Source organism: Enterobacter cloacae, from assembly GCF_013375935.1.
In the GTDB taxonomy this organism is placed as follows: Bacteria; Pseudomonadota; Gammaproteobacteria; order Enterobacterales; family Enterobacteriaceae; genus Enterobacter; species Enterobacter pasteurii.
Window position 1 is genome coordinate 701557 of record NZ_CP056117.1, and the last position, 13308, is coordinate 714864.

The 13308-nt window shown below is 56.7% G+C and carries 13 protein-coding genes; 3 read left to right on the forward strand and 10 right to left on the reverse strand.

Annotation, left to right across the window (positions count from 1 at the left end; genetic code table 11):
- Positions 1–16: 16 nt before the first annotated feature.
- Both alr and dnaB read right to left on the reverse strand, forming a co-directional pair.
- Positions 17–1096 carry an alanine racemase gene (alr, locus tag HWQ14_RS03275; protein WP_176608954.1) on the reverse strand — a complete coding sequence of 360 codons (1080 nt, stop codon included), beginning with the start codon at positions 1094–1096 and terminating at the stop codon, positions 17–19.
- A gap of 11 nt (positions 1097–1107) precedes the next feature.
- Positions 1108–2520 (reverse strand): replicative DNA helicase, encoded by a 1413-nt coding sequence (gene dnaB / locus HWQ14_RS03280; RefSeq protein ID WP_003860298.1) that lies wholly within the window; start codon positions 2518–2520, stop codon positions 1108–1110.
- Between the two features lie 66 nt (positions 2521–2586).
- Between dnaB and HWQ14_RS03285 the strand changes: the two genes are divergently transcribed.
- Positions 2587–3570 (forward strand): quinone oxidoreductase, encoded by a 984-nt coding sequence (locus tag HWQ14_RS03285; protein WP_176608955.1) that lies wholly within the window; start codon positions 2587–2589, stop codon positions 3568–3570.
- A gap of 184 nt (positions 3571–3754) precedes the next feature.
- Here the strand turns inward: HWQ14_RS03285 and pspG are convergent, their stop codons facing one another.
- The 4 genes from pspG to HWQ14_RS03305 form a co-directional block, all read right to left on the reverse strand.
- On the reverse strand, positions 3755–3997 hold the full coding sequence (gene pspG / locus HWQ14_RS03290) for an envelope stress response protein PspG (protein ID WP_148422226.1): 243 nt from the start codon (positions 3995–3997) through the stop codon (positions 3755–3757).
- 136 nt (positions 3998–4133) lie between these two features.
- A complete protein-coding gene (gene dusA / locus HWQ14_RS03295) occupies positions 4134–5129 on the reverse strand; it encodes a tRNA dihydrouridine(20/20a) synthase DusA (protein WP_176608956.1) in 996 nt (331 codons plus the stop codon).
- A gap of 82 nt (positions 5130–5211) precedes the next feature.
- Positions 5212–6498 carry a conjugal transfer protein TraF gene (gene traF, locus HWQ14_RS03300; protein ID WP_227009758.1) on the reverse strand — a complete coding sequence of 429 codons (1287 nt, stop codon included), beginning with the start codon at positions 6496–6498 and terminating at the stop codon, positions 5212–5214.
- Positions 6499–6690: 192 nt separating this feature from the next.
- On the reverse strand, positions 6691–7179 hold the full coding sequence (locus tag HWQ14_RS03305; protein WP_176608958.1) for a cupin domain-containing protein: 489 nt from the start codon (positions 7177–7179) through the stop codon (positions 6691–6693).
- Between the two features lie 117 nt (positions 7180–7296).
- Between HWQ14_RS03305 and zur the strand changes: the two genes are divergently transcribed.
- A complete protein-coding gene (gene zur, locus HWQ14_RS03310) occupies positions 7297–7809 on the forward strand; it encodes a zinc uptake transcriptional repressor Zur (RefSeq protein ID WP_047052067.1) in 513 nt (170 codons plus the stop codon).
- 48 nt (positions 7810–7857) lie between these two features.
- Here zur and HWQ14_RS03315 read toward each other — a convergent pair whose 3' ends face one another.
- From HWQ14_RS03315 to HWQ14_RS03330, 4 genes are all read right to left on the reverse strand, one after another.
- Positions 7858–8067, reverse strand: coding sequence for a CsbD family protein (locus HWQ14_RS03315; protein WP_003860314.1), 210 nt, complete (start codon positions 8065–8067; stop codon positions 7858–7860).
- A gap of 119 nt (positions 8068–8186) precedes the next feature.
- Positions 8187–9524 (reverse strand): MATE family efflux transporter DinF, encoded by a 1338-nt coding sequence (gene dinF, locus HWQ14_RS03320; RefSeq protein ID WP_176608959.1) that lies wholly within the window; start codon positions 9522–9524, stop codon positions 8187–8189.
- Positions 9525–9587: 63 nt separating this feature from the next.
- Entirely contained in the window at positions 9588–10196 is a 609-nt protein-coding gene (lexA, locus tag HWQ14_RS03325; RefSeq protein ID WP_148422235.1) for a transcriptional repressor LexA, read from the reverse strand.
- 107 nt (positions 10197–10303) lie between these two features.
- The gene (locus HWQ14_RS03330) at positions 10304–10672 is read right to left on the reverse strand and encodes a diacylglycerol kinase (RefSeq protein WP_148422237.1); all 369 of its coding nucleotides are present in this window, start codon (positions 10670–10672) and stop codon (positions 10304–10306) included.
- A 154-nt stretch (positions 10673–10826) separates the two neighbouring features.
- Between HWQ14_RS03330 and plsB the strand changes: the two genes are divergently transcribed.
- Positions 10827–13247: a glycerol-3-phosphate 1-O-acyltransferase PlsB gene (gene plsB / locus HWQ14_RS03335; protein ID WP_176608960.1), complete on the forward strand. Its 2421-nt coding sequence runs from the start codon at positions 10827–10829 to the stop codon at positions 13245–13247.
- The last annotated feature ends 61 nt before the right edge of the window (positions 13248–13308 follow it).

Here is a 13308-nt window from a genome sequence, read left to right on the forward strand (position 1 = left end):
CTTCCCGGACAATGTGTTAGTCGATGTATTTCATCGCCACCCGCGACGTCAGCCGCGTGATAAGTTCGTAAGCACTCACTTTTGTGATTTCAGCAATGCGCTCAACGGGCAGGCCTTCCCCCCACATAACCGCTTCATCACCCGCCTTGTCCTGCGCGTCTGGCCCCAGATCGACACAAATCATATCCATCGCCACGCGGCCGACAATCTTCACTTCCCGGCCGTTGACCAGCACCGGCGTACCCGTTGGGGCAGCGCGCGGATAACCGTCGCCGTAGCCCATCGCCACCACGCCGAGGCGCGTATCGCGCTCGCTGGTCCAGGTTCCGCCGTAGCCCACCGGCTCCCCCGCTTTGTGCTCGCGCACGGCAATCAGCTTTGAAACCAGCGACATAACCGGCCTGAAGCCAAAGTCAGGCCCCCAGGGTTTGTGCTCCAGGGGTGAAACGCCGTAAAGAATAATGCCCGGGCGCGCCCAGTCGAAGTGCGACTGCGGCCACAGCAGAATACCGCCGGACGCCGCAATCGAGCGCATCCCCGGCTTGCCTTCGCAGAAGGTGTTGAAGATATCAAGCTGCTGCTCGGTCGCACCGCATTCAGGCTCATCGGCACGGGCAAAGTGGCTGACAATATTCACCGGCTGGCGCACATTTTTGCACCGGCACAGGCGCTGATAAAAGGCCTCTGCGTTTTCCGGGCGCACGCCCAGACGGTGCATGCCCGTGTCGAGCTTCATCCACACGGTAACCGGCTCGCTCAGCCCGGCCGTTTCCAGCGCGGCCAGCTGTTCTTCATTGTGTACCGCGGTGTGCAGATGCTGGTCGGCAATGGTCGGCAGATCGGCGGCGTCAAAAAAGCCTTCGAGGAGCAGAATCGGTTGCGTTATGCCGCCCGCGCGCAGGCGCAGAGCTTCTTCGAGACGGGCGACGCCAAAGGCGTCGGCATCGGGGAGCGTTCGCGCGGTCTCAAGAAGACCGTGACCGTAAGCGTTCGCTTTCACGACTGCAACGAGCCTGCTGGCGGGTGCCAGCTCACGCAGTCGTTGCAGGTTGTGTCGCAGAGCGCGGCGGTTAATAACAACAGTTGCCGCTTGCATGTAAAAAATCCTTATTCGTCGTCGTACTGCGGGCCCGCATAGTTATCAAAGCGTGACCACTGGCCGTTAAAGGTAAGACGTACCGTACCGATAGGACCGTTACGTTGCTTACCGATAATAATTTCGGCGATCCCTTTCAGGTCGCTGTTCTCGTGATAAACCTCATCACGGTAGATGAACATGATTAAGTCGGCATCCTGCTCGATGGAGCCGGATTCACGCAGGTCGGAGTTGACCGGACGTTTGTCAGCACGCTGTTCCAGGGAGCGGTTAAGCTGGGAGAGCGCCACCACCGGGACGTGCAGCTCTTTGGCTAACGCCTTGAGCGAGCGGGAGATCTCGGCGATTTCCAGCGTACGGTTGTCGGAGAGCGACGGGACGCGCATCAGCTGAAGGTAGTCGATCATGATGAGGCCGATGCCGCCGTGTTCGCGGGCGATGCGGCGCGCGCGGGAGCGCACTTCCGTCGGGGTCAGGCCGGAGGAGTCATCGATGTAGATATTACGCTTTTCCAGCAAAATGCCCATGGTACCCGAGATGCGCGCCCAGTCCTCATCGTCGAGCTGGCCGGTACGGATACGGGTCTGATCCACGCGCGACAGGGATGCCAGAGAACGCATCATGATCTGCTCGGAGGGCATTTCAAGACTGAAGATGAGTACCGGCTTGTCCTGCAACATCGCCGCATTTTCGACGAGGTTCATCGCAAATGTCGTCTTACCCATCGACGGACGCGCTGCGACGATGATCAGATCCGAAGGCTGAAGGCCCGCGGTTTTCTTGTTGAGATCGTCATAGCCGGTGTTAACGCCGGTGACGCCGTCGTGCGGCTGCTGGAAAAGCTGTTCGATACGCGCAACGGTGGCATCGAGCACGTCGGCGATGTTTTTCGGCCCTTCGTCTTTGTTCGCGCGGCTTTCAGCGATTTTAAAGACCCGGGATTCCGCCAGGTCGAGCAGATCTTCGCTGGTGCGCCCCTGCGGATCGAAACCGGCCTCGGCGATTTCGTTCGCCACCGAGATCATCTCGCGAACAACGGCGCGCTCGCGAACGATGTCCGCATAGGCGCTGATGTTCGCGGCACTTGGCGTGTTTTTTGACAGCTCCGCCAGATAGGCAAACCCGCCGACGCTGTCCAGCTGCCCCAGGCGCTCCAGCGATTCTGCGAGCGTAATCAGGTCAATCGGGCTACCCGACTCCTGCAAACGCGCCATCTCAGTGAAGATATGGCGGTGCGGGCGGGTATAGAAATCTTCCGCGACAACGCGCTCGGCGACGTCGTCCCAGCGTTCGTTATCCAGCATTAAACCGCCCAACACGGACTGTTCCGCTTCAATCGAGTGCGGCGGGACTTTTAACCCGGCGACCTGATAATCACGCTCACGAGGTTCAGTCTGTTTGTTGAAGGGTTTGTTTCCTGCCATAGTGAATGGAGTTACCGAGATAAAGAGTGGGTCGAAAGGTTACCATATTTTTCTTACGGAGGGAGCATGGCAACGCGCATTGAGTTCCAGAAACACGGCGGTCCGGAAGTGCTGAAGGCGGTTGAATTTACCCCCGCTGCGCCTGGCGAGAACGAAATTCAGGTTGAAAACAAAGCGATTGGCATTAACTACATCGATACCTATATTCGCGGCGGTCTCTACCCGCCCCCGTCAATGCCGAGCGGGCTGGGCACCGAGGCGGCCGGTATCGTCAGCAAAGTAGGCAGCGCGGTTAAGCACGTTAAAGAAGGCGATCGCGTGGTGTACGCGCAGTCCGCGCTGGGTGCTTACAGCTCCGTTCATAACGTACCGGCCGAGAAGGCGGCGCGTCTGCCAAACGCCATCTCCTTCGAGCAGGCTGCTGCCTCATTCCTGAAAGGGCTGACGGTCTTTTACCTGCTGCGCAAAACCTACGAAATTAAGCCGGATGAGCAGTTTCTGTTCCACGCTGCCGCAGGTGGCGTGGGGTTGATTGCCTGCCAGTGGGCGAAGGCCCTGGGCGCGAAGCTGATCGGCACCGTCGGCAGCGCGCAGAAAGCCCAGCGTGCGCTGGACGCGGGCGCATGGCAGGTGATCAACTACCGGGAAGAGAGCATCGTTGAACGGCTGAAAGAGATCACCAGCGGCAAAAAAGTGCGCGTAGTGTATGACTCGGTGGGGAAAGATACCTGGGAGTCCTCGCTCGACTGCCTGCAACGTCGCGGGCTGATGGTGAGCTTCGGTAACGCCTCGGGCGCTGTCACCGGCGTGAATCTGGGCATTCTGAATCAGAAAGGGTCGCTGTACGTCACGCGCCCCTCTTTGCAGGGTTACATCACCAGCCGGGAAGAACTTGAGGAAGCCAGCAACGAGCTGTTCTCGCTGATCGCCAGCGGCGTAATCAAAGTGGACGTGGCCGACGCGCAGAAGTACGCGCTAACCGATGCGCAGCGGGCGCACGAGGTGCTGGAGAGCCGGGCGACGCAGGGGTCGAGCCTGCTCATTCCCTGAGTTCTGTAAAGAAATTGGGCTTCCCGTGGGAAGCCCTTTCTTTTTTTAGTTCGGCTGTATGTAGGGTACAGCTCGATGAATTCTTTAGCGGCAGCCATAGTGACAGATTCGATAAGTAAATCCTATTCTGTTCTAAACATTGCCGCCGGAAAAGTTGCAGGTATGTGACGTACCCCTCAATACCTTAGTAACGAAAGCGGTTATTACGCTGATAAGCGGGCAGTTTTGGCGATTTAATCGCCCGTATCGCCCATACCACCGCAACCGCCAGCAGCAGCCACGGCAACAGCTTGATCGTCAGGGCAAACAGTCCGCCGACAAACATCACCACCGTAGCGACAACGAGCGCGGCCAGAATACCGAGCAGCGATACGCCCGTGACCATCAGCATGATAAAGAAGCCAATCACAAAAAGTAGTTCCAGCATGGTGCTCTCCCACGAATTCCCGAATGATGCTGCAATCGTTACAAGAATCATGCCAAAAATAACCCTTTGTTTTGAAAACAAAACGCCCCGCAACGTGTTGCAGGGCGTGGTGTTTTTGACCATCTTTTAGCGAATATTATTGCTTATCCGCGACCAGGCGCAGCGCGTGTTCCAGCACGTTAATATCCGCACCGGCCTTATGCGCGTTCTCGCTGAGGTAGCGACGCCACTGGCGCGCGCCAGGAATGCCCTGGAACAGGCCGAGCATGTGGCGGGTAATGTGGCCCAGATAGGTACCGTTGCTCAGCTCGCGCTCAATGTACGGATACATGGCGCGCACCACGGCTACCGGATCGGCGTCGGCACCTTCAGTGCCGAAGATTTCACGGTCAACCGTCGCCAGGATGCCCGGGTTTTGATACGCCTCGCGCCCGACCATCACGCCATCCATATGTTCGAGGTGCGCTTTGGCTTCGTCCAGCGACTTAATTCCGCCGTTGATCGACATGGTCAGATGCGGGAAATCGCGCTTCAGCTGGTACACGCGCGGGTAGTCCAGCGGCGGGATCTCGCGGTTCTCTTTCGGGCTGAGGCCCGAGAGCCAGGCTTTACGGGCGTGGATGATAAACATCCCGCACTCGCCCTTCCCTGACACCGTGTCGATGAAGTCACACAGGAATTCGTAGCTGTCCTGGTCGTCAATGCCGATACGGGTTTTGACCGTAACCGGAATGGACACGACATCGCGCATCGCTTTGACGCAGTCTGCGACCAGCTGTGCGTTACCCATCAGACAGGCGCCGAACATGCCGTTCTGTACGCGGTCGGAGGGGCAGCCGACGTTGAGGTTAATCTCGTCATAGCCGCGCGCTTCAGCCAGCTTTGCGCACTGCGCCAGCGCGGCCGGATCGCTGCCACCCAGCTGTAGCGCAACCGGATGCTCTTCTTCGCTGTACGCCAGATAGTCGCCCTTGCCGTGGATAATTGCGCCGGTGGTGACCATTTCGGTGTACAGCAGCGTATGGCGGGAGAGCTGGCGCAGGAAATAGCGGCAGTGTCTGTCCGTCCAGTCGAGCATCGGCGCAATGGAGAAACGGTGTGCTGGGAAGGTGGTCTGGCGTTCTGACAACATGGCGAAGTTTTAAGCATCTGGTGGAAAAGGGGCGCTACTATAGCACAAAGAAAAGCCGGAGGCGCAGCGCCTCCGGTGTACTTTAGAACGTCATGCTCAGCTGAGCGCCGGCGCCCCAGGTTTCGTCTTCGCCATAAAGCCCCATCAGATCGACATGAACGGTGCTGAACGGCGCAAACCCGACGCCGCCGGTAAAGACGTTGCTGTCATTACCTTTCATGTCCGCACGGTAACCGGCGCGCACCGCCAGCCAGCTAAGCGGCGTGACTTCAGCACCAATGCCGGCGTACTGGGAGGTATCTTCGCTTTTGAAGCCTTTGGTTTCGGTCAGATCCCCGTCCGCGGTCAGCGTCACCAGATCGTTATGCCAGGCGGCTCCGGCGGTCACCAGCGGACGGATCTGATAGGTGTCTTTATAACTCACCACCTCTCCCGTACGCCCGTTGCGGATGCGGATATCTTTGGTATCGATATCGCGCGACATCAGGTTTTGCCCGCTTACGCCAACCGTCCAGTTTTCACCGAAATCAGCAGCAATACCGGCATCGACGTTGAAGCCGGTGTCGTCGGTACGGTAGCGGCTGTCGTTCCACTTATTACTGTCGTAATCGTAGATTGAGGTGGTGTAGTTATAGAGCCAGGTTTTTTGCAGCTTTGGCGTGACGCCAACGGAAACCGGAACGCCGCCAAAATCGAACTGGCGGGCCACCGCAATACCGTAGTCGGACACAATTGCCGCCCGGCCGGACGCCGTAGAGTTCAGGTTTTTGGTGATTTGATCGGTACCGTTTAGCGCGGCGTCCAGCGCCACGCCGGCCGCCACCGCATCGCTTCCCTGAATACCGCGCAGATAATCAATGTCCTGCTGATCGATAGAGGAGCTGACCCGGCCATGGGCGTAGCCTTTCGCCATAAAGGCCACCGAGAGCACATCGTTAGGGATACTGACGGCAATTCCGGCGCCCGCGTTAGCGCGTGCGGTTTTGCCCTTCAGGTAGTCCAGCTCATCAGCGAGATCTTTCGCGGCGCCCTGGAACTGATTGATCGAACCTAATGGATTGGTGATGATATCAATGGGCGTCAGGCTATCAACCACATCCTTGTAACGATTGATTTTGTCGTTAATGGTGTCGATTTCGTCCTGAAGATTGTCTTCATCGGTCACCTGCACGCCAACGGACGGCAAAATGACCGTCACGTCATCCTCAGGTTTAGACTTTGCCAGCAGCGCGGGGTTGATTAACGCCCCGCTGCCATAACTGCCTGCTGCCACTCCCGTGCCGCCCATTGCGTCACTACGCGCTTCCGTCCAGGTATTGGCTGCTCCCGCCTGATTTGCCATAAAAAAGGAGACAGCGATGCTAACCATCGAAAATTTAAAATGTTTTTTCACAGTGTGCTCGTAAATAGTTTGTTATTAGTTAACCCTGTCTGTTATCACCCAAACAGGAACGAACTATTGCTGTGAATAAGTGCAAAAAGACCCGCTATTTCCCTAAGTTAAATTCCATCCCGGCCTGTTGTAATATGTGACGACCATCAATATTTATAGAAGAGGAAATTATTTTCGCCCAGGTTTTCCATCGTGCGGACCAAAAAATTGAGGCGGATGATCCACCCAGCGGTCTTCGCGGGTCGCGGCATATACCGGATTGAGCGGATAGTAGATGCGGTTATGTTTTTTATTGGCCTCCCCCACCACCAGCAAGCGCACCTCTTCATCGGTGTTGTTGATAAAGGTATGGCAGACTCCCGTCCCGGCAGGGAAACCCACGCTGTCTCCGGGTTCGAGCTTCCACAGATAGCCATTGATCCAGGCCTCCGGGTAACCCTCCAGAACGTACACAAACTCTTCTTCGTCGCTTTCAGCATGGGGATAAGACGTGCGGCGTCCGGGCGGCAGCCGTTCATGGTGAATACCGATGCGGCCCAGCCCCAGCTTGCGGGACAGCGGCGCACCAATTGAAAAATGTTCGTTGCTGTCAGGATAGGTGGCGTTATCGGCACCTTCTACGTCCCGCCAGTGCCGAATACAGTCAGGTCTTTTCATTATGCATTCTCCCCATTTGCGATGCGTCAGGTATAGCACAGCCCGGCGGATCTCGGTGTTTTTATCAGAACATGATAAAGTGAGGGTTTTCTACCCTTTCCACATCCGAGGTGCCCGATGGACAAGTCCACAAAAGAGCTGTTAGCGCAAGCTGAAAAGCTGTGCGCGCAACGCAATGTGCGCCTGACCCCGCAGCGCCTTGAGGTACTGCGTCTGATGAGCCTGCAGCAGGGCGCCATCAGCGCGTACGATTTGCTCGACCTGCTGCGCGAAAGCGAGCCGCAGGCAAAACCGCCAACCGTCTACCGGGCGCTCGACTTCCTGCTCGAACAAGGGTTTGTGCATAAGGTGGAATCAACAAACAGCTACGTGCTTTGCCACCTTTTCGACCAGCCGACCCACACGTCCGCTATGTTTATCTGCGATCGTTGCGGCGTGGTAAAGGAGGAAGGTGCAGAAGGCGTGGAAGATATTATGCATACGCTGGCAGCCAGAATGGGCTTTGCGCTACGCCATAACGTGATAGAAGCACACGGCTTATGCTCTGCCTGCGTGGAGGTGGAATCATGCCGCCATCAGGATGCCTGCCAGCACGATCACTCCATTCTGGTGAAGAAAAAACCGCGCTGACGGCAAAGAAAAAGGCGGCTCATGGCCGCCCTTTAGGGTACTGTCCGGTTACCAGCGGTAGTCGTTACGGGTTTCCCAGTCTTTGACTTCGTTTTCCGCCTGATCTTTTTCGTAACCGTAGCGCTCCTGGATTTTACCTACCAGCTGATCGCGCTTGCCTTCAATGACGGTCATATCGTCATCTGTCAGCTTACCCCACTGTTCTTTCGCTTTACCTTTGAATTGCTTCCAGTTGCCGCCGATTTCATCTTTATTCATAATCGTGTCCTCGTGTTAAGCGTCTAAGAGTATCGTCCGCTTCGTTCTTTTCTGCTGGACGTGATTATTATTGTAGTTAAGGATTCGGCAGCTGGTTTTATATTCGGAATCTTTAACCGTTACGATATATCGCTTCGGGCAGGAAACCAGGTATTGTTTCGCCAGTGGCGACGCCAGATAACAGCCAGCGAAAGGCCGCGCAGTGAGAGAAAGACCGCCAGCGCCAGCCACAGTCCGTGGTTGCCGAGATACGGCAGCGTCAGCAGCGTCAGGCCGAACCCCGCCGCAGCGACGGCCATGCTGTTACGCATCTCCGCCCCTCGCGTCGCACCGATAAACATGCCGTCCAGCAGATAGCACCACACGCCCACCACCGGTAAAACCACCTGCCAGAGGATATAGCGATCTGCCAGCTCGCGCAGCGCGGGCAACGAGGTGAGTAGCGCGACAATATGCCCGCCAAAGCAGGCGTAAACCAGCGCAAAAATCAGCGCCACCAGGCCCGCCTGCCGGCAGGCTGCACGCCATACTTCGCGCAGCTGGCCGCTTTCACGCGCGCCATAGGCCTGACCTGAGTGCGCTTCCACGGCGTAAGCAAAGCCATCCAGCGCGTATGCGGTAAAGGTCAGGAGCGTCATCAGAACGGCGTTGACCGCAACTATTTCTGGCCCAAGGCGCGCGCCAAAAACCGTCAGTGCGCCAAAGCACAGCTGCAACAGGAGCGAACGCAGCATGATGTCGCGATTGAGCGCCAGCAGCTTACGCATATTGCCGCGCCAGGCCGTTTTCAGCAGCGCAAGCGTAATACCGCGCATCGCCAGCACGCGCCAGACCATCCACAAACCGATAAGCAGCGTGCCGTATTCGGCGATTGCCGTGGCCAGCGCCGCGCCGCGGACGTTCATGTGCAGCCCCATTACCAGCCAGAGATCGAGGAGAATATTGAGAAGGTTACCCACCACCAGCAGGATCACCGGCGCGCGGGCATACTGCACGCCCAGCAGCCAGCCCAGCAGGACCAGGTTTGCCAGTGAAGCAGGCGCGCTCAGCCAGCGAATTTCAAGGAACCGCCGGGCCTGCTCCAGTACGGCATCGCTGCCGCCCACAATATGAAGCGCCAGATCGATAAGCGGCGTACGCAACAGAACGATTAACGCGCCGGCACCAAAAGCCAGGATAAGCGGCTGAACCAGCGCGCGAGCAAGACGCAGGGGATCTTTTGCACCGTACGCCTGGGCCGTCAGGCCTGTCGTACTCATGCGCAAAAAGAGCAGCAGCATAAAGAGGAAGCTGGTCGCCGTTGCGCCAATCGCGACGCCGCCCAGATAAATCGGCGAATCCAGATGCCCGATTACCGCCGTATCAACCAGCCCCAGCAGAGGAACGGTGATATTGGAAAAAATCATCGGTAGCGCAAGACGCCACAACGCCTTATCGGCAGAAGTTAGCAAGGCCATTGAAATTACCGGAATCAGAAAATAAGCCAGGCCGCAGAGGAACTGCGGCCCGTCAGGAAGAGATTACAGCCATTCGCCGTTGCGGATAACACCTACCGCCAGGCCTTCAACAGAGAAGTTCTGCTCGCGGAGATCCACTACAATGGGGGAAAACTCGCTGTTTTCTGGCAGAAGCTGTACGGTGTTACCCTGTTTCTTCAGGCGCTTAACCGTCACTTCATCATCAATGCGCGCTACGACCACTTGTCCGTTACGCACGTCCTGGGTTTTGTGTACCGCCAGCAGATCGCCATCAAGAATACCGATATCTTTCATGGACATACCGCTAACGCGCAGCAGGAAATCAGCGCTCGGCTTGAACATGCCCGGGTCAACCTGATAGTGCCCTTCGATATGCTGCTGTGCCAGCAGGGGTTCACCTGCGGCGACGCGACCCACCAGCGGAATACCGGTCTCTTCTTCCACCAGCAGACGAATACCGCGTGACGCGCCGGAAACTATCTCAATGACGCCTTTACGCGCCAGCGCTTTAAGGTGCTCTTCGGCAGCATTAGGAGAACGGAAGCCCAGACGCTGCGCGATTTCTGCACGCGTGGGTGGCATACCCGTCTGGCCGATATGATCCCGAATGAGATCAAACACCTCTTGCTGCCTGGTCGTTAACGCTTTCATTCCGCCCCTGGGTGTATATACAGTTATGCTGTGAGTATATACAGTCAAAGGCGATTTTGGAACCAAAAACTGCACAAAAAACCAGGGACTTAATTATTCCTCGAGGCTCATCGGAAATGTGACCAAAGCAGCGTGACCCAGGTTATTACCGCAGTGATAATCGACAGCAGCACGGCGGCAGAGCCCATGTCTTTCGCCCGGCCAGAAAGCTCATGGAATTCTGACCCAATACGGTCAACGACGGCCTCAATAGCGCTATTAAGAATTTCCACTATCATCACCAACAGTACGGAGCCAATTAAAAGCACGCGGGTAATCGCGTCAACATCAAGGAAACAGGCGATAATCACCGCAACAATAGCTGCGATACCCTCCTGGCGAAATGCGGCTTCATTGATCCACGCGGCACGGAAACCTTTCCAGGAATAGCCGGCGGCTTTAATGATTCGGGTTAACCCAGTGGTATTATTGGCCATTTAAAGAACCTTTTAGGAAAAAGAGCGTCTGTAACAGGGGGCGCAGCGCGTTGCGCTACAGCCTCAAGTATGACGGGTAACAACAGAAATTTTGCGCGCTTTCTGTTATCCTTGCGCCGCAATTGCATTATTAACCAGAGGCTTTACATCGTTTATGTCCGGCTGGCCACGAATTTACTACAAATTACTTAATTTACCATTAAGCGTACTGGTAAAAAGTAAGTCTATTCCAGCAGAACCCGCGCTGGAATTAGGGCTCGATACGTCGCGCCCTATTATGTACGTTTTGCCTTATAACTCGAAGGCAGACCTGCTGACGCTTCGCGCTCAATGTCTGGCGCACGATTTACCCGACCCGCTTGAACCGCTGGAAGTCGACGGCACCCTGCTGCCGCGCTACGTGTTCATTCATGGCGGGCCACGCGTGTTTACCTATTACACGCCGAAAGAAGAGTCCATCAAGCTGTTCCATGACTACCTCGATCTGCACCGCAGCAACCCCGATCTGGACGTACAGATGGTGCCGGTGTCGGTGATGTTTGGACGTCGTCCGGGACGCGAAAAAGGGGAAGAGAACCCGCCGCTGCGCATGCTCAACGGCATTCAGAAGTTCTTCGCCGTCTCCTGGCTGGGACGCGACAGCTTTGTCCGCTTCTCTCCTTCCGTTTCATTGCGCCGCATGGCGGACGAACACGGCACCGATAAGATCATTGCGCAAAAGCTGGCGCGCGTTGCCCGAATGCACTTTGCACGCCAGCGTCTGGCGGCAGTGGGGCCACGCCTCCCGGCGCGACAGGATCTGTTCAACAAGCTGCTGGCATCCAAAGCGATTGCCCGTGCCGTAGAAGACGAAGCGCGCAGCAAGAAAATTTCACACGAGAAAGCGCAGCAGAACGCGATTGCGCTGATGGAAGAGATCGCCGCGAACTTCTCCTACGAGATGATTCGTCTGTCCGACCGTATTCTCGGCTTCACGTGGAACCGCCTCTATCAGGGCATTAACGTCCACAACGCCGAGCGCGTGCGTCAGTTAGCGCACGACGGCCATGAGATTGTCTACGTGCCCTGCCACCGCAGCCACATGGACTACCTGCTGCTCTCTTACGTGCTTTATCACCAGGGTCTGGTACCGCCGCACATCGCTGCCGGTATTAACCTGAACTTCTGGCCAGCGGGCCCGATTTTCCGCCGTCTGGGCGCGTTCTTTATTCGTCGTACCTTTAAGGGCAACAAGCTCTACTCCACCGTCTTCCGTGAGTATCTGGGCGAGCTGTTCAGCCGCGGCTATTCCGTAGAATACTTCGTGGAAGGGGGACGCTCCCGTACCGGTCGTCTGCTCGATCCGAAGACCGGCACGCTGTCGATGACCATCCAGGCGATGCTGCGCGGCGGTACGCGCCCTATCACGCTGGTGCCGATTTACATTGGTTATGAGCACGTGATGGAAGTGGGAACCTACGCAAAAGAGCTGCGCGGTGCGACCAAAGAGAAAGAGAGCCTGCCGCAGATGCTGCGTGGGCTGAGCAAGCTGCGCAACCTCGGCCAGGGCTACGTAAACTTTGGCGAGCCAATGCCGCTGATGACCTGGCTGAACAACCACGTTCCGGAGTGGCGCGAGTCTATCGATCCTATCGAAGCGGTACGCCCGGCCTGGCTGACGCCAACGGTTAACGGCATTGCTTCCGAGCTCATGGTGCGCATCAACAACGCCGGCGCAGCGAACGCCATGAACCTGTGCTGTACCGCGCTTCTGGCCTCTCGCCAGCGTTCACTCACCCGCGAACAGCTGACCGAGCAGATCGATTGCTACCTGGACATCATGCGCAACGTGCCGTATTCCGCGGATTCGACCGTGCCGTCTGCCACCGCCAGCGAGCTAATCGACCACGCGCTGCAGATGAACAAGTTCGAAGTCGAGAAAGATACGATCGGTGACATCATCATTCTGCCGCGCGAGCAGGCCGTGCTGATGACCTACTACCGCAATAACATCACGCATATGCTGATGCTGCCGTCGCTGATGGCGGCCATTATTACCCAGCATCGCCGTATTTCACGTGAGGAGCTGCTGCGCCATATTCAGACCATCTACCCGATGCTGAAAGCGGAGCTGTTCCTGCGCTGGAGTAAAGATGAGCTGGCGGTAGAGCTCGATAAAATGTCGGCAGAGATGCATCGTCAGGGGCTCATTACCATCAATAGTGACGAACTGCATATCAATCCGTCACGTTCTCGCACCCTGCAGCTCCTCGCTTCCGGCGCGCGCGAAACATTGCAGCGCTATGCCATCACCTTCTGGCTGTTGAGTGCAAACCCTTCAATCAACCGCGGTACGCTGGAAAAAGAGAGCCGGACCCTGGCACAGCGCCTGTCCGTACTGCACGGCATTAACGCACCGGAATTCTTCGACAAAGCGGTATTCAGCTCGCTGGTACTGACGCTGCGCGATGAAGGGTTTATCAGCGATACGGGCGACGCCGAGCCTGCTGAGACGCTGAAGGTTTATCAGATGCTGGCGGAGCTGATTACCTCGGATGTGCGTTTGACGATTGAGAGTTCGACGCAGGGCGAGTGATGTTATCAGCGGTTTGATGCCCTATCCCAGGTGCATATGTGAAAACATGAAAAACGGCAGT

Coding starts and splice junctions, on each gene's coding strand:
- HWQ14_RS03315 (WP_003860314.1), bottom strand. CDS start 8,067: ATGAATAAAGATGAAATCGGCGGCAACTGGAAGCAATTCAAAGGTAAA.
- traF (WP_227009758.1), bottom strand. CDS start 6,498: ATGGTTAGCATCGCTGTCTCCTTTTTTATGGCAAATCAGGCGGGAGCA.
- zur (WP_047052067.1), top strand. CDS start 7,297: ATGGACAAGTCCACAAAAGAGCTGTTAGCGCAAGCTGAAAAGCTGTGC.
- plsB (WP_176608960.1), top strand. CDS start 10,827: ATGTCCGGCTGGCCACGAATTTACTACAAATTACTTAATTTACCATTA.
- HWQ14_RS03305 (WP_176608958.1), bottom strand. CDS start 7,179: ATGAAAAGACCTGACTGTATTCGGCACTGGCGGGACGTAGAAGGTGCC.
- alr (WP_176608954.1), bottom strand. CDS start 1,096: ATGCAAGCGGCAACTGTTGTTATTAACCGCCGCGCTCTGCGACACAAC.
- HWQ14_RS03330 (WP_148422237.1), bottom strand. CDS start 10,672: ATGGCCAATAATACCACTGGGTTAACCCGAATCATTAAAGCCGCCGGC.
- HWQ14_RS03285 (WP_176608955.1), top strand. CDS start 2,587: ATGGCAACGCGCATTGAGTTCCAGAAACACGGCGGTCCGGAAGTGCTG.
- pspG (WP_148422226.1), bottom strand. CDS start 3,997: ATGCTGGAACTACTTTTTGTGATTGGCTTCTTTATCATGCTGATGGTC.
- dnaB (WP_003860298.1), bottom strand. CDS start 2,520: ATGGCAGGAAACAAACCCTTCAACAAACAGACTGAACCTCGTGAGCGT.
- lexA (WP_148422235.1), bottom strand. CDS start 10,196: ATGAAAGCGTTAACGACCAGGCAGCAAGAGGTGTTTGATCTCATTCGG.
- dusA (WP_176608956.1), bottom strand. CDS start 5,129: ATGTTGTCAGAACGCCAGACCACCTTCCCAGCACACCGTTTCTCCATT.
- dinF (WP_176608959.1), bottom strand. CDS start 9,524: ATGGCCTTGCTAACTTCTGCCGATAAGGCGTTGTGGCGTCTTGCGCTA.